The organism is Halosolutus halophilus, assembly GCF_022869805.1.
In the GTDB taxonomy this organism is placed as follows: Archaea; Halobacteriota; Halobacteria; order Halobacteriales; family Natrialbaceae; genus Halosolutus; species Halosolutus halophilus.
Map to the genome: position 1 here is coordinate 3,634,569 of NZ_CP094974.1, position 17,980 is coordinate 3,652,548.

Here is a 17,980-nt window from a genome sequence, read left to right on the forward strand (position 1 = left end):
CGGCTCTCGACCGCACCGCGGTCGGGCGATTCGACTAACTAAAAGAGCGATTTCACCGAGGAAAAGGAGTATAAGTGTCGGCCAACGAATGAAAGTCAACGAGTATGGCCCGTCTGTTTCCCTTCCGATCCGAGCCCTCGACGCGGGACGGGCAACCGCGCGTCGTCGACCTCGAAGGCGAGGACGCCGACGCAGTCTTCAGTGCTCTCTCGTCGACGACGGCTCGCGAGATTTACGCGCGACTCGACGACGAACCCGGGACGCCGAGCGACGTCGCCGACACGATCGACTCCTCGATCCAGAACGTTCGCTACCACCTGGAGAAACTCGAAGACGCCGGCCTCGTCGAGGTCGTCGACACCTGGTACTCCTCTCGTGGCAACGAGATGAGCGTCTACGCGACCACCGACGGGCCGTTGATCGTCACGAGCGACGAGTCCACGGCGTCACAGCTGAAGACGGCCATCTCGCGGCTGATCGGCGGCATCGGCGCGCTGGCGGGCGGCAGTCTCCTCGTCCAGTACGCGCTCACCCGCCGGTTCGAGGCCGGCGGCGCCGAATCGGCCTCCGGCGACGGGGCAGTCGCGCCCCGTGCCGGTGATGCTGACGACGGCGAGCCAACGAGCGTGACCGAAGGCGGCGAGGACACCGGGAACGAATCCGCCGACGACGCAGACGACGGTTTCACTACCGAGGACGTCGAGGAAGAATCCGACGCGGCTGAGGAGATGGACGATCCGGGAACGGCGGACGCCGACGATCCGGGCGTAGCGGACGCCGACGATGGGAGTTCCATCGATCCCGACTTCGACGTCGATCCCAGCGGGTCGGAAAACGCGACCGATCCCGGCGGCCCCCTCGACCTAGACGGCGGGGCGGAGGCTGTCGAGACCGTCTTCGGGACGATTCCGCCTGGGCTGCTCTTCTTCCTCGGGGGACTCGTCGTGTTGCTCGCCGTCACGGCCTACTGGTACTGGTACCGGCCGGCGTACTGACGGCCGGATCGTGCCACAGGTCAACAGGTATTTGCCCGTCACCGACCACATTCTACGTAAACCGGTTTCCGGACGCACGTATCGTCCCCTCGCGGGGACGGATCTCCAATGGAAGATACCTCGAAATACCTCATTCACGCGGACGTGACGGCCGACGGGGTCGTCGAGCGGAGCGACGTCGTCGGTGCGATCTTCGGCCAGACCGAAGGGTTGCTCGGCGACGAACTCGATCTCCGCGATCTGCGCCAGTCACAGAAAGTCGGACGGATCGACGTCGACGTCTCGAGTACAGGCGGCCAGTCACACGGTCATCTCACGATCGCGACCAGCCTCGACAAGGTCGAGACGGCCACGCTGGCCGCCTCACTGGAGACGATCACTCGCGTCGGCCCCTGCCGGGCCGACGTCGAAGTGACCGAGATCGAGGACATCCGGGCGGCGAAACGCAAGGAAGTCGTCGATCGCGCGAAGGAACTCCTCCGGACGGGGTTCGACGACAGCGTGATGTCTTCCGAGGAAATCCTCGCGGAGGTCCGCCAGCACGTCCGCGTCGAAGACATCACCGAGTACGAGGGACTGCCCGCCGGCCCGCGCGTGACCGACAGCGACGCGATCATCGTCGTCGAGGGTCGATCGGACGTTCTCACCATGCTCAAGTACGGCATCAAGAACGCCATCGCGGTCGAGGGGACGAACGTCCCCGATGCGGTGGCCGAACTGACCCGTCATCGCACGGTCACGGCCTTCCTCGACGGCGATCGGGGCGGCGATCTCATCCTCGAGGAACTCTCGCAGGTGGGTGACGTCGATTACGTCGCGTTCGCGCCGTCGGGGGAGTCCGTCGAGGAACTCGATCACCACCAGCTGTTCGCCGCGCTCCGGAACAAGGTCCCCTACGACACCGTCTCCGGGATGAACGAACCCCGCGAGGCCGTCGCCGCGACCGACGGCAGTTCGACGCCCGCACCGCCGCCGGACGAACGCACGAGCGCGTCGTCGCTCGACGACGGCACGTCCGAACAGGCCGGCGCGGAGGAACCGACCACGATCTCGACGGCGGACACGGGCGGCGGGGCGGCGACGGCATCGCCCGATCCGGGGCCGGTGACACCCGTTCCGGAGTCGACCGACGACGACCAGGGGACGGCGCCAACCGGGGACGCAGACGTGGACGCGGACACGACGGCCGAACCGTCCGCGGAGGACGATCAGGAGTCCACCGCTACGGACGACCCGGAGACGATCTACGACCACGCGACGGCGGTCATCCGCGCCGGAACCGACACGGCCCGGTTCCTCGACGCCGATGCCGGCGTGATCGAGGACGCACCGGCGAGCGAGGCCTACGGGGCCCTCGAGGACCTCGATCCGGTGCCGACGACCGTGCTCCTCGACGAGATCCTGGGCCAGCGACTGCTCGACCTCGCCGCTGATCGGGGCGTCGATCGGATCATCGCGCGATCGCTGGGCCAGTTCACGAAACGCCCCACGAACGTCCGGATTCACGCGATCGACGACGTCGCGGAGACGTCCCCGGAGACGGATTCGACGTCGACCTGAACGGCCCCCGTGATCCCTGTGCTCGTCTCTCAGAGCCGTTCGCAGGCGAGAAGTTGATAGGTCGGTAGCCACGAGTTCGACGCACGATGTCACCTCCGCCAGCGTTCGCCCTTCTCTTGCTCGGCTGCTGGGTACTGATGACGTTCTCAGTGACGTATCAGGCAGGATCCAATCAGTCGCGTGCAGTCCGACACGTCGATTCCGACGACGGTGACGGCCGGATCGAGGGGAACGCCGCCTCGTCGGACGTCGGGTCGCTCTCGGACGACTGATCGGAGCCTTTGAACTCCGGATCCCGGCTCCCGTTTCGGAGCCGCCGGGGCCGATCGCCGTGGACTCAGACGTGACCGTCGAGATCGATCGCTTCGGCGTGGGGCGCGACGGCGAGTTCCGGTCGCGCGTGCCCGATCGAACCGGTCCGAGCGCCCCGTCGACGATTCCCCGCTATCGCTCGGCCGACCGAACGTCGTGTCGTCACGATCGAACCGCGCCGTCGAAACGAGGTCCGTTCCAGCGGGTGGGTTCCCGATCGGAAAACGCGGTCGACCGGACGGCCTCAGCCGAGCACGGCGAACGAGAGCACGAGCAGCGCACAGATCAGCGCCCCCGACAGCGTCGCGAGGAAGTTCACGCCCTGGTTGCCGAGTACGGACCCCTCGAGGGTCGCTCCGAGGAGACTGTCGACGGTCATCCCGACGAAGCCGGCGGCGACGATGATCGCGGCCCCGAGGGGGTCGACGTCGGCGAAGAGGGCGTACGCGATGCCAGCGACGACGGCCGCACCGACGATCCCGGCGACCTCTCCCTGCCACGTGACCCCGCCGTCGGTGCCGGGTTCGACCGGTTCGAACGTGGTGATCAGGCGCGGCGTCTCGAAGACGCTGCCGATCTCGCTGGAGAGCGTGTCGCTCATCGCCGTGGCGACCGATCCGGCGAACGCGAAGAGGAACAGGGTCGGTTCGGGGTCGCCGGGGAGCAACGTTGCGGAACTGGCGGCGTAGCCGAGCACGGCTGCCAGTGCGACCGCCGCGTTCCCGAGCACGTTGCCGCTGCCGCGAGCTCCGTTGTTGTCCTCGGCGACGCCGAGGGCTTCTTTCTTCTCGTAGCGGAACTTCGTCGAGAGCCCGCCGATCGCGAAGAAGGAGATGAGGACGGCGAACCAGCCGTAGCCGCCGAGTACGATCGTCAGCAGGCCCAGCAGGATGCCGGTGAGCATCCCCGCGATCGAGGCCGTCTCGAGGGCGTAGGAGGCGTAGCCGAAGGCGACGGTGATCGCCAGTGCGGCGAGGATCTCGACGATCCCGAGTGCGGGTTCGAGTTCCGCGAGCAACCACAGGAGGAGACCGACAGAGAGCATGACGACCGGATCGTCGTAGAGGAAGAGCACGTCACGCAGCAGGGCGGCGAGCAACGCGCCGCAGGCCGCGAGAAAGAGCATCGCCGGCAACTGCGGTGCGACGACCGTGGCCCCCTGCTCGAGGCTCATCGAGGCGGCCATTCCGGCAACTGCGACGGTCGTCGCGAACAGACAGAACGCGGTCACGTGAACGACGTCGTCGTCCGTTCGCTGGCGGGCGAGCTGTTCGCCGACGTTCCCGTACCCGATCAGGAGGACGGTTCCGACGAAGACGGTGACCGACATCGAGGACGTGACCGAGATGAGTCCCAGCGCAACCCCCGCGAGCACGAACGTTATCAGTCCGTAGAGGCGGTTGTCCTCGTAGTCGCCCGGGTAGGCGAGCAGGTCGAAGAGCGGTCCGTCTGTGACGGCGAACGCTCCCAGCAGGACGACCGCAGCGATGGACAGCAGGACGACCGCAGCGATGGGTGTCGCGGCCCGCGGACCGACGATCGGGACGGCGAGCGTGAGCGTACAGAGGACCGCGAAGACGCCGGCTCGCCGAACGGGTGCAGTCACGATATCCGATCCTTTCTGTGGCGTTCACTTGAACCTTCGTGAAGTGGGCTCGTGTGGGTTTTCACCGACTTCAGCGCCTCTGACACGTATCCTCGATCGGTCACCGTTCCGATTGATCAGTCCGCCGAAAAACGGCGTTTCGCGCTCGGCTCCACGTTCTGCGATCGCGACGGCGGCGACCGAACCCACAACCCGTATTGCACTCGACGAAAAACACCGACTGTGGGCCTGTACGAACAATATCTTGCGTACCGGATCCGTCACCACGACGGCGACCTCCCCGAGCACGTCGCGCTGATCATTACCGAACGGGATCTCCTCGAGGAAGGTGCCTACGAGACCCTGACGGACTTCTTCGAGTGGGCGTTCGAGTACGCCTCTCGCGTGACCGTCTACGTGAGCGTCCTCGACACCGCGGCGGTGCCGACCCTGCGGCGCGAACTCGAGACGATCGACGCGCCACGGGAGGTCGCCGTCCGCGGCCCCGGCGACAGGACGCCCGCCGACGCCCCGATCCAGATCGGCATCGGACTCGGCGGCAAACACGAGTTCACGAGTGCCGTCCGGAACCTCGCCGAGAGCGTCGACGCGGGCGACCTCGACCCCGATCGGATCGACGACGAACGCGTCGAGCAACACCTGATCTTTCCCTCCGAACCGGACCTGGTCATCAAGACCGGCGCGGAACGGCTCTCGGACTTCATGATCTGGCAGTCCGTCTACTCGGAACTGTACTTCACCGACGTCAACTGGCGGGACTTCCGCAAGCGGGATTTCCTGCGAGCCGTCCGAGAGTTTTGCAACCGATCGCGACGGTTCGGTCGGTAGTCCGCCCGTCAGGACGCAGCGTCGGAGTCGATCGTCGGGCGGACGACGGCCAGAAACGTCGCGAGCACGCCGACCAGCAGGAGCACGAGTCCGCCGCCGATCGCGAGGAACTCGACCGATGTCGTGTGGTCGATCGCCGCCGCCGGATGTCGAAGAGCACCGTTCACTGCGAGCGCGAGGAAGACGGCGAGTCCGACCCCGATCGTTCCGGTCCCGGACGCGAACAGACGGCGGTCCATACTCGAGGTTCGTAGCCGCCCGAATTGGAGGTTTCGATCGACGCGACGCCTCGATCGGGACGCTGTCCGTTGCGATCGACGGAATCGCGCCGTCAGTCGGCGGCCGTCGTCCCCGCCTCGATCGTCTCGAGGTCGTCCTCGTCGGGTCGTTCGGCGATCGGGAGCGAGTCCCGGAACCGGGCGACGATCGACCGCGCCTCGGGGAGGTCGTGGTCGCTGACGGCACCGAGCAGGGCGAGCGCCCGGCGGGCGCGGGTCCGCCGCCAGGACTCTTCCCGGGATTCGTAGGTGCGGATGCCCCGGAGGAAGTCGGTCTTCGAGAACTCCGGCCAGTACGGCGTACAGAAGAAGACGGCTGCCTCGTTGCCGTTTGCGTGCCACGGCAGGAAGTTCGAGGTGCGCTCGTCGCCGCCCGTCCGGATGATCAGGTCGACGTCGCGGACGGGGTCGTCGTACAGTCGCCGTTCGATCGTCTCGACGTCGATTTCGGCGGGATCGATGGACCCCGCTTCGACGTCGGCGGCGACGCCCCGTGCCGCCTCGAGCAACTGCGATCGGCCGCCGTACGCGAGGGCGATGTTGAGGACGAACTGATCGTAGCCGCGGGTGCGCCGTTCGGCGTAATCGACGGCGTCCCGGACCCGCTCGGGTAACTGGTCGACGGCACCGATCGCGCGAATGCGGACCTCGTTCTCGTGGACCCGATCGGCGTCGGCGAACTCCCGGAGTTTCTCGCGGAGGAGGTCGAACAGGGCCTCGCGCTCCTCGGGCGGGCGCTCGAAGTTCTCCGTGGAGAAGGCGTACAGGGTCAGTTCCTCGACGCCGATCTCCTGGCACCACTCGAGGACCTGTTCGGTCGTCCGGGCACCGGCACGGTGGCCCTCCGTCTCGTCCTCGCCGTTTCGGCGGGCGTACCGTCGATTGCCGTCCTGAATCACTGCGACGTGGGTCGGCGCGCCGGAGATCTCTCTGGTGAGCAATTGCTCGTAGGCAGCGTCGACGCGCTGGCGAAGCCACCGCTTCATCGGTCTATTGGACGTCATCGATGACTATGTGTCTTGTGTGTTACTCCACGACAGTGATAGCGTGACACACACTGCGGCCGTGATCGGCGGAACTCCGCCGAACGGGGCCGACGAAGACCCGTCAAATGACGAGTAGGCCGGCGCTCGGGAATCGTGACGGCTATCCGTCCGGCCCCCGTCGATCCGAGCAATGGCAGACGCAATCGACGACGACCTCTACCAGCGAACGAAGGCGCTCCTCGAACCCGGCGACATCGAACTCAACGGCGCGATCGTCCACACCGACTACAGCGGGCAAGAAGACGTCCAGATGATGCAGGCGACGATCGACGTCGGTGACATCATCGCTGAGCACTCGGGGTACGATCCGAAAGATTGCTACGTCTACTCGGGCAACGACGACACCGACTTCTCGTCGAACCAGCATCAGGGACTGACCCTCGACGACGAGGAGTTCGTCTGGGAGTGCCAGCAACTCCTGCGCGAGGGGAGTTTCGACATCGTCATTTACTACGAGGCGAGCGCCGACCACGAGGCGATCCTCGACGACGTCCGGGAACTGGGATTCGAGGTCACCGGTGTCGAAGGGGAGTAGCCGTTCGATCGGACGCGAGGTCGAGTACCGATCACCGTCCGGGCGGAGTCGTCGGGCTAACTAGGACGACAGACGATCGCGGGGACCGATAGCCGACCATCGCCGCCAGTCGGTCGATCCCGGTTCTCGCCACCCGATCGGTCCCGGTTCGCTTATACACCGCGACTCCTGATCATCCCGTATGAGCACGGCCGTCGACCTCACTGATTGCGAACGGGCGATCGTCAACGCCTTCCAGGGCGGGTTTCCAGTCGTCGATCACCCCTTCGAAGCCGCCGCAGCCGCCATGCGCGATCGCGGGGTCGACATCGACGCGAGGACGCTACTCGAGACGATTCGTGACCTGGACGAGCGCGGCGTCCTCTCGCGATTCGGGCCGCTCGTGAACGCCCAGGAAATCGGCGGGGCGGCGACGCTCGTCGCGATGCACGCGCCCGAGGACCGGTTCGACGAGGTCGTCGAGCAGGTCAACGCCCACCGCGAAGTCGCACACAACTACGAGCGCGAGCACCCGCATCTCAACGTGTGGTTCGTCGTGAGCGTAGCCGACGAGGATCGGGTCAGGGAGGTGCTCGACGCGATCGAGAACGAGACGGGCCAGGAGACGTACAACCTGCCAAAACAGCGGGAGTTCCGCGTCGAGGCCAAGTTCTACGTCGACGGCCCGTTCGACGGCTCCGGCGACGACCCCGCCGGGATCGATTGCTCCGATCTCGGCCCCGACGTGACGCCGACCGACGCGGCGACGCTGTCGCCGTCCGAACGCGATCTCGTCCTCGAGATTCAGGACGGCCTCCCGCTCTCGGAGACGCCCTACGCCGACGTCGCCGACGCGATCGAGCAGGACCCGGCGTGGACCCGGGAGACGATCAAACGGTTCGAACGCGAGGGGAAGATCCGCCGGATCGGCGTCGTCCCGAACCACTACGCGCTCGGCTACACGGAGAACGGGATGACGGTCTGGAACGTCCCCGACGACGTCGTGAGCGAGGTCGGGCCGGCGGTCGCCGCGCTCCCGTTCGTGACCCACTGTTACGAGCGCCCGCGCCACGAGGGCGTCTGGCCGTACAACTTCTTCGCGATGACCCACGGCCGCAGCGAGGACGAGAGCGACCGCCGGATCGAACAGGTTCGCGAGACGATGGCCGACTACTGGGACGTGGCCGACGACGACTGGGACTCGCTGTTCTCGACGCAGATACTGAAGAAGACCGGCATTCGTCTGGAGGAGCGCGCCGAAGCGAACACGACAGCCGACTGAGTGACCGAGTAAAACCGGATGGATCCCTGATCGCACAATGATTCCACTCGTGCACGACTTCTCGAACGCGACGGTACTCGTCTTCGGGGGCGGCCCGGTCGGAGCCCGCAAGGCCCGCCGATTCGCCCGCGAGGCCGAGGTGGTGGTCGTCAGTCCCGCCTTCGCCGATCGGGACTTCGGCGACGCCGAACTGGTCCGGGCTGCGCCGGACTCATCGGCCGTCGCGGACTGGCTCGATCGGGTCGACCCGGCGCTGGTCGTCGCGGCGACCGACGACGAGGCGGTCAACGCGGCCGTCGCCGACGTGGCCCGGGAGCGAGGGATCCTCGTCAACCGTGCGGACGAGTCCGGCGCCCGCGATCCGGGGAGCGTCGTCGTTCCGGCGACCGTTCGCGAGGATCCGGTCGTCGTCTCGATCGCGACCGGCGGGACGGCGCCCGCCCTGAGCAAGTATCTCCGGCAGGAACTCGAGGATACCCTTTCGGGTGCCGGCGAGATGGCCGCGCTCTGCTCGGCGCTCCGATCGGAACTCAAAGCGCGGGACGTGCCGCCGACGCGCCGCCGGGAGATCGTCACCGACGTCGTCAATTCGCCGGATGTTTGGACAGCTTTACGTACCGGTACTTCCAACTATCCCCAAGTGATCGAGGACGTGCTCGGCGAGGAACCGTCTACGGGAGGTGATCGGCCGTGAGGTCGGCCGGGGTCGTCACGGCCGCTCGCGTGACACACCAGAGCGGCAGCGTCGACGATCTCGCTGCCGCGACCCCCGAGAGCCAGCGTGCAGGCGTCTCCAGGCTGCTCTCCGTCCCGGAGATCGACGAGGCGTTCGTGCTCTCGACGTGTAACCGGGTCGAGGCCTACGTCGTCAGCGCCGACGCCGCCGTCGGACGAACCGTCGTCGAGGAGTTCTTCGCGGTGACCGACGACGACGCACTCGTCGTGACGGACCACGACGAGAGCCTGCGTCACCTGCTGCGTGTCGCGTCGGGGCTGGAATCGGTCGTCCTCGGCGAAGACCAGATCATCGGACAGGTTCGGACGGCCTACGAGGACGCTCGCGCCGCGGGCGGAATCGGGTCGATGCTCGAGGCCGCCGTGACGAAGGCGATTCACGTCGGCGAACGCGCCCGTACGGAGACCGCGATCAACGAGGGCGTCGTCTCGCTCGGCTCCGCGGCCACGAAACTCGCCGCAACCGAGATGTCACTCGAGGGGGCGACGTCGCTGGTCGTCGGTGCCGGCGAGATGGGACGGCTCGCCGCCCGAAGCCTCGCGGACGCCGGCGTGGACGAGGTCGTCGTCGCGAACCGGACCGTCTCTCACGCCGAACACCTCGCCACGGAACTCGCTGCCGAGGCCAGCGTCGCTCCGCTCGAGTCGCTCGAAACCGTCGTCACCGAGGCGGACGTGGTCGTGACCGCGACCGGCAGCGACGAACCCGTACTCGAGCCCCAGCACCTCGCGACCGACGACGCCGCTCCCGACGCCGACGACCCCGAGGACGCCGATCCGGACCGGGTGATCGTCGATCTCGGCCAGCCCAGGGACGTCGCCCCGGCGACGGGATCGCTCCGGTCCGTAACGGTCTACGACCTGGACGATCTCGAGTCGATCACCGAGGAAACCCGGATCCAGCGTTCCGACGCGGCGCGCGAGGTCGAGTCGATGATCGACCACGAGTTCGAGTTACTCTGTGACCAGTACAAACGGGCCCGCGCGGACGAGGTCATCGCCGCGATGTACGAGTCCGCCGAGCGGATCAAGCGACGCGAACTCGAGACGGCTCTCTCGCGGCTCGACGACGACTTTTCCGACGAGCAACGCGAGATCGTCGAGGCGATGGCCGACTCGCTGGTCAGCCAGTTACTCGCCCCGCCGACGAAGAGCCTCCGGGAGGCCGCGGCCGAGGACGACTGGAGCACGATCAACACGGCCCTGCAACTGTTCGATCCGGAGTTCGGCGACGACGGCCCACTGGCTCCCTCGTCGGTCGTGGGGACGCTCGGCTCCGATCGGACCGACGCCCAGATCGGCGCGATCGACGACGACTGACGCTCGGCTCCGATCGGAACGCTCGGGAGGTCCCGCGTCGGGGACGTACCGGGCACAATCGTTATTTGGTTGGCTTGCGTTCGGCTCCACATGGCCGACCTGCTTTCCGACGACGAGATCGCCGACCGACTCCCCGACGAGTGGGACCGCGAGGGTGACGAGATCGTTCGAACGTACGAGTTCGACGAGTACCTTCGTGGTGTCAACTTCGCCCAGATGGTCGGCGAGATCGCCGAAGCGCAGTTTCACCATCCCGAGATCGTCATCCGGTACTCGGAGGTCGAGATCCGGCTGACCTCCCACGAAGAAGGCGGCATCACGGACGACGACGTCGAGATGGCGACCCTGATCGAGTCCGAGCGCACCTCCTGACCCGCTCCGGATCGTCCGCTTTCGAATCAGATGCACGGACAGTACGTCTTCCGCGTCACGCTCCGATTCGCGTCACCGCGAGACGGGGTCACCGTCGATTCGGCAACTGACGAGACGACGGTCACGGTCGCGCGCGAGGCTCCGGAACCGGGTCGCGAGGGGTGGCTGTTCTTCCGGGACACGCTCTGGCGCGGCGAGATCGGCGACGACGCGTACGGCCGCGAACTCGCCGCGGAGTGGCTCGGGCTGCCCCGCGATCGGATCGAATCGGTCTCGTTTCGCGAACTGCAGGTCGACGAGGCGTACTTCGAGGCGCTGAAAACCGAGATCGCGGCCGATCTCGACGCGTTCAACGCCGAGAACGTCTCCGAGGTCCTCTCGAAGTACCTCGGTTCGAGTATCAGGGTCACGGACGGCGAGTGACGTCCGCGGCGATCGACACCGGCGGCCCGACCGATCGTCGACGGGTGTCCGCCGTCACTGGTCGGCCGTCGCCGCTGACACGTAAGCGATAAACATTTACTGGAGAATCCCGTACATCTGTGTCCCGATGGTCTCCGACTACGAGTTCTGGCTGCTCGATCTCGACGGCACGCTCGTCGACGTCGAGTGGTCGTACACCCGAGAGGTGTTCGATCGGGTCGGGAATCGGCTCGATCGCGAGTTCACCGATCGGCAAGCCGAGATCCTCTGGCACGGACTGACCGGCTCCCGGGATCGCCAGCTTCAGGAGTGGGGAATCGATCCCGACGAGTTCTGGACGGCGTTTCACGAGGAGGAGGATCCGCTCGTCCGTGCCGAACAGACCTATCTCCACGACGACGCCGCGTTCGTCGCCGATCTCGACGAACCGGTGGGCCTGGTCACCCACTGCCAGGAGTTCCTCTGTGAACCCGTACTCGACAACCTCGGCATCCGCGACTGGTTCGACGCTCGCCTCTGCTGTACCGAAGAGACCGGCTGGAAGCCCGATCCCGGCCCCGTCAAGTCGGTCATGCGCGATCTCGGCGTCGCACACAACGGTCATCGAGGCGTGCTGGCCGGTGACGGTGCCTGTGACGTCGGTGCCGCGTGGAACGCCGGTCTCGACGCGATTCACGTCGAACGGCTCGGCCACGATCGGCGCGGCCAGTGTGTGCTCGGGGACTACCGCGTGCAGTCGTTCGACGACCTGTACTGACCGATCGTCCGAAACGGCGGTCGACGTCGTGGTCGGTTACGGCGGATTCGTCGCGGGCTGTAGTTCTTCGTCGACCAGCGTCTCGTAAGCCCGTCGCAGCCGTTCCGAGAGTGCCTGGTGGGAGATTCCGAGTTCGGACGCGAGTTCCTCCATCGAGATGTCCCGCGGAATCTCGAAGTACCCCCGCTCGAGTGCGGCCTCCAGCGCCTCCCGCTGCTGGGGGGTCAGCTGCGTCTCCCTGCTGACCGCGTTCGAGACGTCGGTTACCCGCCGGAGATCGACGGTGACGCCGCGCTCGACGAGCCGATCGTGGACGGCACAGAGGGCCTCTCGATCGTGGTACCGGACCCTGACCTGCCACCAGCCGTCGGTGCCCCACGCCTCGAGCAACGAGCCGCCGTCGGCGAGCAACTGGTCGCACAGACTCATCGTCTCGTTCGTAAACGTGACGTCGTACAGTAGTCGGTTGTCCGCTTCGACGAGCAGTTCGTACGCCTCGATCGACGGATCCGCCTCGAACGCTGCTGCAGCCGCGGTGTGGTCGACACCGGATACCCAGAGACAGGGGTGCGTCCGGGAGACGGCCGATTCGAGTTCGACCGTCGCTTCGGGAACGCGGTCGAAAACGACCGCGAGGGACGTATCCGGCGCCGGAAGCCGGAACTCGGCTATAGTCGACATCACGACACGTACACCGCGGCCACGTAAAAACTGCTGTCGAGCCGATCGTGACAGTCGCTACTGCTGATAGTCGGCCGATTCCAGCGCACGAGCGAGGTTCCGGACGCCCGCTTTCTCGCGTCGGTCCGGATTCGCGAGGACGCGCACCGGCTGGTCGTCGATCGGGACGAACCCGAGGTCGAGTCGATCCGCGGTCGTGCGGAGTCCGAGACCGGCGTCGGCGTCGCCGGCGATGACCTTCCGGGCGGGACTCTCGTGGGCCCGAAGTCCGAGGTCGAAGCCGTCGATCGCCTCGACGAGGTCGTGGCGAGTTGCGTCACGCTCGTCCGCGAGGTCGGCGATCGCCCCCCCGAGGCTCGCACGCAGGCCGGAGTCGGTCGTGCGATTGACGAACCGCAGTTCCCGGTCGACCAGGTCGGCCAGCCCTTCGATCTCGTCGGGGTTCCCCGGTCGGACGACGAGTCCCCACTCGCGGTCCCAGCCCCCGAGCGACGCCGCCTCGATCTCGCGATCGATCGGGCCGGCGACGACGGCGACGTCGGGGACGCCCTCCCGGAGCCGTCGCAGACCGGGCCGAGAGCCAACCGAGAGATAGCGTGGGTTCTCGAGATCGTCGAGCAGTCGGTTGAGGGTCGGATCGTCCTCGCCGACGCCCAGCAGCGTCGGCGGGCGAACGTCCGGGGAGAATAGCTGGACGGTGACGGACTCACCTTCGTCGAGGTAGTCGGTTCCGGGATCGACCGCGACGACGCCGTCCGCTTCGGCGAGACTTGTCGTCGCGCCGCTGCCCTTGTCGACGGGGTAGACGAGCGTTTCGCCGTCGCCGTCAGTGACCGTTCCCACCGGCATCAGCCGAAGCCGTCCCTCGCCGTAGCGCTCCTGTCTGGCCATCCGGCCCTCGACGGTCGCCGCGTCGGGTTCCGGAAGCCCGGCAGCCTCGCGGATCGCGGGGGCGACGAACGTCCGGAAGACCATCATCGCGGAGACGGGGTAACCCGGGAGTCCGACGTACGCGGAGCCACCGGAAGACGAGCGGTCCTCGGAGGCGTTCAGTCGGCCGACGAGCATCGGTTTTCCCGGCTTGACCGCGACGCCGTGGAGCAGCAACTCCCCTCGCTCCTCGATGACCCGGTAGATGACGTCGACCGCGCTCGCGCTGGTCGACCCCGAGGAGAGCACGAGGTCGCACTCCGCGGCGGCCTCGCGGAGCACGCGCTCCATCTCGTCCTGATCGTCACCCGCGTGGGGATACAGCACGGCTTCGCCGCCGGCGTCCTCGACCCCCGCGGCGATCGTGTAGCTGTTGACGTCGTAGATCTCGCCGCGATCGCTGTCGACGGCCTCGCCGGGCCGGACGAGTTCGTCGCCCGTCGAGACGATGCCGACCCGCGGCCTGGCCCTGACCGGGACCTCGTCGATCCCCAGCGCGGAGAGCAGGCCGACGTCTCGGGGCGTGATCCGCGTCCCGGGGCCGAGCGCGCGCTCCCCCGCGGCGACGTCCGCCCCGGCGAACATGACGTTGTCGCCGGGGGCGACGGAGGTGCGGATAAGAACCTCGTCGCCCTCCGTATCGGTTCGTTCGACCGGTACCATCGCGTCGGCACCGGCTGGCATCACCGCGCCCGTCGAAATCTCGACGGCGTCGCCCTCGCCGACCTCGATCGCGGGTTTCTCGCCGGCGTGTACCGTCCCCGTGAGTGTCAACCGTGCCGGGTCCGCTTCGTCGGCCCCGAACGTGTCCTTCGCCCGGAGGGCGTACCCGTCCAGACTCGCCCGATCGAAGCCGGGCACGTCGAGTTCGGCGTCGAGGCGGGCGACGAGCACCCGTCCGCGGGCGTCAGCGAGCGAAACGCGTTCGACGCCACCCTCGAGCGAGAGGGAGGCGATCGCCTCGCGTGCCTCCTCGGGGGTCGCGAGGTCGCGAAACTCCTTGCGGTCCATACCGGCCCTTCGCGTGCCGGGGGTAAAAACGTCGGTCGAACGGGGCGGCCCGGTCGGTCCGATCCGTCTGTGACGTGTTCCCAGACGACAACGATTAAGCGTTCGCACCGAGAGTGCCGACCTATGTCTCGTCTCGCTGCGACCGATCGCGAGCGCATCGCCGCGCTGTTCGACCGTCAACTCGAACTCGGATTGCACCACGGCGCGCAACTGGCCGTCTACGTCGACGGCGAGGAGGTGCTCGACCTCGCGGGCGGGGTCACGGGACCCGAGGGCGAGGAGACGACGACTGCACAGCGACACGTCCTGTTCTCCAGTACGAAACCCTACGCGGCCGTCACGTTGCACGGCCTCGTCGACGAGGGGGACCTCTCGTACGACGACCGCGTCGTCGATCACTGGCCCGAGTTCGCCGACGAGGGAACGGAAAAGGCGGAGATCACGGTCCGGCAGGTGCTCAGTCACACCGCGGGACTCACGCAGGGCGAGATCGACGAGCGCCCCGATCTCTGGGACGACTGGGACGCTTGCGTCGAGCAGATCGAGGCGATGGACCCCGTGTTCTCGCCCGGCGAGCGGCCGGCGTATCACCCGCTCACGTTCGGCTGGCTGGTCGGGGAACTCGTGCGCCGGGTGACCGGGACGCCGATCGAGGACGCCGCCGCCGAGCGCGTGTTCGACCCGCTCGGGATGGACGATACCGGAATCGGCCTCCGGGACGACGAGGACGACGACGTGGCCACGCTCGTCGCCTTCGAGGAGTTCGATCGCTGTCGGGACCCCGGGGAAGGGCTGGGCGACCACACCGAGGTGGCGGCACCGTTCAATACCGAGGCGGTCCACCGGTCGGTCATCCCCGCCGCGACCGGTCTCGGAACCGCAAGCGACATGGCCCGGTTCTACGCCTGCCTCGCCAACGGCGGCGAACTCGACGGGACCCGGATCCTCTCGACGGAGATCGTCGAGGAGATGACGGCACTCGAGGCCGAGACGGACGCGGACGGCACGCTCGGGCGACCGGGTCGGTTCGCGCTCGGGTTCTGGAAGGGGGGCACGACGGCCGATCCCTACGGCTCGCTCACTCCCGAGTACGTGTTCGGCCACGCCGGTCTCGGGAGCAGCGTCGGCTGGGCCGACCCCGAGGCGAACGTGGGCTTCTCGTACGTCACCAACGGCGTTCGCGAGGGATCGTACGAGCACGTCGCCCGCGTTCGACAGCTCGCCGACGCGGTCCGGGTGGCGATCCAGTAGGACCCGGCCTCACCAGCAGGGCCAGCGGGCGACCGACGTTCGGCCGGTGCCCTCGAGATGACAAGGTTCTCGGATCCGTGACACGTCCGATCGATCGGATGGCCACGAACGTGGATCGCGACCTCGTCGCGGATTACCTGGACCGGTACGGCGAGACGCAGGGCGTCCTGCCGGACCGACTGGAATCGTTCGGTGTGCAGTACCGTGAACAGGGGTATCTCACTCGCGAGCAACTGTACGAAATCGCCTACGAATCCTCGACGCGAAGCGCCTACCACGTCGAGTCGAACCCCGAGGATCGGTGTCGGACGGTTACGGCGAACGTGCTCGCCGTCGACGACGACTTCTCGAAGATCCAACTGCTGACCGGGCTCTCGGGATTCAAGGCCCCGACGGCCTCGTGCGTGCTGACCGCGCTCGATCCGTCGACCCACGCCGTCGTCGACACGCGCGTCTGGGCGACGCTCGATCGGTTCGACTACCTCGACGGCCGAAAGGAGTCGTTCGACGCCGCCGATTACGTCGCGATGATCGAACCGATCCGCGAGATCGCTGCGGAGACGGGCTTCTCCCCGGCAGAGGTCGGCTACGCACTGTTCGCCTACGACGACGAGCACCGCGAGGGGACGCTTCACTGAGGCCTGCCGGTCCCCGATCGTCGCACCCGTTCCGATCGAACCGATCGCGAGACGCTACGGATTTACTTCCCAGTTCTCGACGGTGACCGTCTCGCCGGCCGGGATCCCTTCCCGATCGTCGTCGACGACGACCCAGCCGTCGGCCAGCGCGACGCTCGAGAGGACGCCGGAGCCGCTGGCTCGCGTCGGGATCGCCGCGAAGTCGGGGTCGTGCCCGCCGGCGTCACGTTTCTCGAGTTGGACCCGCGCGAACGTCCGGGTACCCGGTTCGCTCGCGATCTTGCGATCGAGTTCCGCCCGCACGCTCGGGTGGGGATCGGGCGTCGTTCCCTCGAGCCAGCGCAGGGTCGGCCGGAGGAACTGGACGGCGTTGACGATACAGGCGACGGGATAGCCCGGCAAGGCGAGGACCGGCGTCTCCTCGACGACGCCGAGACAGACGGGGTGGCCCGGTTTGAGGCCGACGCCGTGGACGATCACCTCCCCGAGGTCGTCTATCACCTCCGGGATGAGGTCGCGCTCGCCGACGGAGGAACCGCCGGTCGTGACGACGACGTCCTTCGTCAGGTCGCGCTGGATGGCGACCCGCAGCGATTCGGGGTCGTCCGTGACCACGTCGCGGTAGGTCGCCCGCGCGCCCCAGCGCTCGGCCAGTCGGGAGACGGTGAGACCGTTCGTCTCGATCACCTCGCCCGGATCGGGATCGTCCGCGACGAGTTCCTCGCCCGTCGGGACCACGCCCACGGTGGGCCGCTGGGCGACGTCGACCCGCGCGTAGCCCGCCGATCGGAGCAAGCCGAGATCCGACGGGCGGAGTCGGTGGCCCGGATCGTAGAGCGTCTGGCCCGCTTCGACGTCTTCCCCGATCGGGGCGACGTTCTCGCCCTCCGCGACGGCGTCCTCGACTTCGAGTTCGCCCATCGACTCGAGTTCCGCGACGTGTTCGATCATCACGACGGCGTCGGCGCCCTCGGGGAGCGCGCTCCCGGTGTGGACCCGCGCCGCCGTTCCGGGCGCGATCCGATCGGCGGTGGTGTGGCCGTCGCCGCCCTCCTCGCCGTCTCCGCCAGCGGGCTCTGCGATCCGGAGGACTTCGGGCGACCGATCGCTCGCGCCGAAGGTGTCGCTGGCGCGGACCGCGTAGCCGTCCATCGCCGCCCGCTGGTAGTGGGGCACGTTCCGTGCGGCGGTGATGGACTGGGCGAGGGTCCGCCCGTCGGCGCGCTCGATTTCGACGGTCTCGATCCCCGTACGCGGCCCCGCGTCGTCACCGTCGGGGACGACGGCGTCCCTGAGGACCCGTCGCGCCTCGTCGACGGGAGTCCGTACCTTGAACCCGGCTTCCGTGCGCTCCCGATCGGCACCTTCCATACCCTGAAGTCGGGTCCCCGGGAGCCAAAAGCGTAGGGGCCCGCACGTCGCCGCCGACGTGTCGATACAC

19 protein-coding genes are annotated in these 17,980 nt (G+C 67.5%); 13 read left to right on the forward strand and 6 right to left on the reverse strand.

The window, feature by feature from the left end; translation table 11 throughout:
- Positions 1–104: 104 nt before the first annotated feature.
- The 3 genes from MUG98_RS17830 to MUG98_RS17840 all read left to right on the forward strand — a co-directional run bounded on the left by MUG98_RS17830 (position 105) and on the right by MUG98_RS17840 (position 2,827).
- Positions 105–995: a helix-turn-helix domain-containing protein gene (locus MUG98_RS17830; RefSeq protein ID WP_265108775.1), complete on the forward strand. Its 891-nt coding sequence runs from the start codon at positions 105–107 to the stop codon at positions 993–995.
- Between the two features lie 108 nt (positions 996–1,103).
- Positions 1,104–2,555, forward strand: a complete 1,452-nt coding sequence (dnaG, locus tag MUG98_RS17835) for a DNA primase DnaG (RefSeq protein ID WP_265108776.1) — start codon at positions 1,104–1,106, stop codon at positions 2,553–2,555.
- Between the two features lie 86 nt (positions 2,556–2,641).
- Positions 2,642–2,827, forward strand: coding sequence for a hypothetical protein (locus MUG98_RS17840; RefSeq protein WP_265108777.1), 186 nt, complete (start codon positions 2,642–2,644; stop codon positions 2,825–2,827).
- Between the two features lie 284 nt (positions 2,828–3,111).
- Here MUG98_RS17840 and MUG98_RS17845 read toward each other — a convergent pair whose 3' ends face one another.
- Positions 3,112–4,473 carry a DUF92 domain-containing protein gene (locus MUG98_RS17845; RefSeq protein ID WP_265108778.1) on the reverse strand — a complete coding sequence of 454 codons (1,362 nt, stop codon included), beginning with the start codon at positions 4,471–4,473 and terminating at the stop codon, positions 3,112–3,114.
- A 222-nt stretch (positions 4,474–4,695) separates the two neighbouring features.
- On the opposite strand from MUG98_RS17845, the gene MUG98_RS17850 reads away from it, so the two are divergent.
- Positions 4,696–5,301 (forward strand): undecaprenyl diphosphate synthase family protein, encoded by a 606-nt coding sequence (locus MUG98_RS17850; RefSeq protein WP_265108779.1) that lies wholly within the window; start codon positions 4,696–4,698, stop codon positions 5,299–5,301.
- An 8-nt stretch (positions 5,302–5,309) separates the two neighbouring features.
- Here MUG98_RS17850 and MUG98_RS17855 read toward each other — a convergent pair whose 3' ends face one another.
- Positions 5,310–5,540 (reverse strand): hypothetical protein, encoded by a 231-nt coding sequence (locus tag MUG98_RS17855; protein ID WP_265108780.1) that lies wholly within the window; start codon positions 5,538–5,540, stop codon positions 5,310–5,312.
- Positions 5,541–5,632: 92 nt separating this feature from the next.
- A complete protein-coding gene (gene uppS, locus MUG98_RS17860; RefSeq protein ID WP_265108781.1) occupies positions 5,633–6,565 on the reverse strand; it encodes a polyprenyl diphosphate synthase in 933 nt (310 codons plus the stop codon).
- A 190-nt stretch (positions 6,566–6,755) separates the two neighbouring features.
- Between uppS and MUG98_RS17865 the strand changes: the two genes are divergently transcribed.
- From MUG98_RS17865 to MUG98_RS17895, 7 genes are all read left to right on the forward strand, one after another.
- Positions 6,756–7,160: a DUF5778 family protein gene (locus MUG98_RS17865; protein WP_265108782.1), complete on the forward strand. Its 405-nt coding sequence runs from the start codon at positions 6,756–6,758 to the stop codon at positions 7,158–7,160.
- 181 nt (positions 7,161–7,341) lie between these two features.
- Entirely contained in the window at positions 7,342–8,421 is a 1,080-nt protein-coding gene (gene ahbB, locus MUG98_RS17870; protein WP_265108783.1) for a siroheme decarboxylase subunit beta, read from the forward strand.
- A 37-nt stretch (positions 8,422–8,458) separates the two neighbouring features.
- Positions 8,459–9,115, forward strand: a complete 657-nt coding sequence (locus MUG98_RS17875) for a precorrin-2 dehydrogenase/sirohydrochlorin ferrochelatase family protein (RefSeq protein WP_265108784.1) — start codon at positions 8,459–8,461, stop codon at positions 9,113–9,115.
- A complete protein-coding gene (gene hemA, locus MUG98_RS17880; protein ID WP_265108785.1) occupies positions 9,112–10,476 on the forward strand; it encodes a glutamyl-tRNA reductase in 1,365 nt (454 codons plus the stop codon). The genes MUG98_RS17875 and hemA overlap by 4 nt, the downstream gene beginning before the upstream one ends.
- A gap of 90 nt (positions 10,477–10,566) precedes the next feature.
- Positions 10,567–10,848: a 4a-hydroxytetrahydrobiopterin dehydratase gene (locus tag MUG98_RS17885; RefSeq protein ID WP_265108786.1), complete on the forward strand. Its 282-nt coding sequence runs from the start codon at positions 10,567–10,569 to the stop codon at positions 10,846–10,848.
- Between the two features lie 30 nt (positions 10,849–10,878).
- A complete protein-coding gene (gene lwrS / locus MUG98_RS17890) occupies positions 10,879–11,271 on the forward strand; it encodes an LWR-salt protein (protein WP_265108787.1) in 393 nt (130 codons plus the stop codon).
- Between the two features lie 127 nt (positions 11,272–11,398).
- Complete coding sequence (locus MUG98_RS17895) at positions 11,399–12,028, forward strand: HAD family hydrolase (RefSeq protein ID WP_265108788.1); 630 nt, start codon at positions 11,399–11,401, stop codon at positions 12,026–12,028.
- A 36-nt stretch (positions 12,029–12,064) separates the two neighbouring features.
- Here MUG98_RS17895 and MUG98_RS17900 read toward each other — a convergent pair whose 3' ends face one another.
- On the reverse strand, positions 12,065–12,709 hold the full coding sequence (locus MUG98_RS17900; RefSeq protein WP_265108789.1) for a helix-turn-helix domain-containing protein: 645 nt from the start codon (positions 12,707–12,709) through the stop codon (positions 12,065–12,067).
- Between the two features lie 57 nt (positions 12,710–12,766).
- The gene (locus tag MUG98_RS17905; RefSeq protein ID WP_265108790.1) at positions 12,767–14,650 is read right to left on the reverse strand and encodes a molybdopterin biosynthesis protein; all 1,884 of its coding nucleotides are present in this window, start codon (positions 14,648–14,650) and stop codon (positions 12,767–12,769) included.
- A 123-nt stretch (positions 14,651–14,773) separates the two neighbouring features.
- On the opposite strand from MUG98_RS17905, the gene MUG98_RS17910 reads away from it, so the two are divergent.
- Together MUG98_RS17910 and MUG98_RS17915 are read left to right on the forward strand one after the other, a co-directional pair.
- Positions 14,774–15,901 carry a serine hydrolase domain-containing protein gene (locus MUG98_RS17910; protein WP_265108791.1) on the forward strand — a complete coding sequence of 376 codons (1,128 nt, stop codon included), beginning with the start codon at positions 14,774–14,776 and terminating at the stop codon, positions 15,899–15,901.
- Between the two features lie 98 nt (positions 15,902–15,999).
- Positions 16,000–16,539: a hypothetical protein gene (locus MUG98_RS17915; RefSeq protein ID WP_265108792.1), complete on the forward strand. Its 540-nt coding sequence runs from the start codon at positions 16,000–16,002 to the stop codon at positions 16,537–16,539.
- A gap of 54 nt (positions 16,540–16,593) precedes the next feature.
- On the opposite strand, the gene MUG98_RS17920 is transcribed toward MUG98_RS17915, so the two are convergent.
- A complete protein-coding gene (locus MUG98_RS17920; protein WP_265108793.1) occupies positions 16,594–17,910 on the reverse strand; it encodes a molybdopterin molybdotransferase MoeA in 1,317 nt (438 codons plus the stop codon).
- Between the last annotated feature and the right edge of the window lie 70 nt (positions 17,911–17,980).

Bases quoted from the DNA above. Each gene is read 5' to 3' on its own strand.
- MUG98_RS17830 (WP_265108775.1), top strand. From the start codon at position 105: ATGGCCCGTCTGTTTCCCTTCCGATCCGAGCCCTCGACGCGGGACGGG.
- dnaG (WP_265108776.1), top strand. From the start codon at position 1,104: ATGGAAGATACCTCGAAATACCTCATTCACGCGGACGTGACGGCCGAC.
- MUG98_RS17840 (WP_265108777.1), top strand. From the start codon at position 2,642: ATGTCACCTCCGCCAGCGTTCGCCCTTCTCTTGCTCGGCTGCTGGGTA.
- MUG98_RS17855 (WP_265108780.1), bottom strand. From the start codon at position 5,540: ATGGACCGCCGTCTGTTCGCGTCCGGGACCGGAACGATCGGGGTCGGA.
- uppS (WP_265108781.1), bottom strand. From the start codon at position 6,565: ATGAAGCGGTGGCTTCGCCAGCGCGTCGACGCTGCCTACGAGCAATTG.
- MUG98_RS17865 (WP_265108782.1), top strand. From the start codon at position 6,756: ATGGCAGACGCAATCGACGACGACCTCTACCAGCGAACGAAGGCGCTC.
- ahbB (WP_265108783.1), top strand. From the start codon at position 7,342: ATGAGCACGGCCGTCGACCTCACTGATTGCGAACGGGCGATCGTCAAC.
- MUG98_RS17875 (WP_265108784.1), top strand. From the start codon at position 8,459: ATGATTCCACTCGTGCACGACTTCTCGAACGCGACGGTACTCGTCTTC.
- MUG98_RS17885 (WP_265108786.1), top strand. From the start codon at position 10,567: ATGGCCGACCTGCTTTCCGACGACGAGATCGCCGACCGACTCCCCGAC.
- lwrS (WP_265108787.1), top strand. From the start codon at position 10,879: ATGCACGGACAGTACGTCTTCCGCGTCACGCTCCGATTCGCGTCACCG.
- MUG98_RS17895 (WP_265108788.1), top strand. From the start codon at position 11,399: ATGGTCTCCGACTACGAGTTCTGGCTGCTCGATCTCGACGGCACGCTC.
- MUG98_RS17900 (WP_265108789.1), bottom strand. From the start codon at position 12,709: ATGTCGACTATAGCCGAGTTCCGGCTTCCGGCGCCGGATACGTCCCTC.
- MUG98_RS17905 (WP_265108790.1), bottom strand. From the start codon at position 14,650: ATGGACCGCAAGGAGTTTCGCGACCTCGCGACCCCCGAGGAGGCACGC.
- MUG98_RS17910 (WP_265108791.1), top strand. From the start codon at position 14,774: ATGTCTCGTCTCGCTGCGACCGATCGCGAGCGCATCGCCGCGCTGTTC.
- MUG98_RS17915 (WP_265108792.1), top strand. From the start codon at position 16,000: ATGGCCACGAACGTGGATCGCGACCTCGTCGCGGATTACCTGGACCGG.
- MUG98_RS17920 (WP_265108793.1), bottom strand. From the start codon at position 17,910: ATGGAAGGTGCCGATCGGGAGCGCACGGAAGCCGGGTTCAAGGTACGG.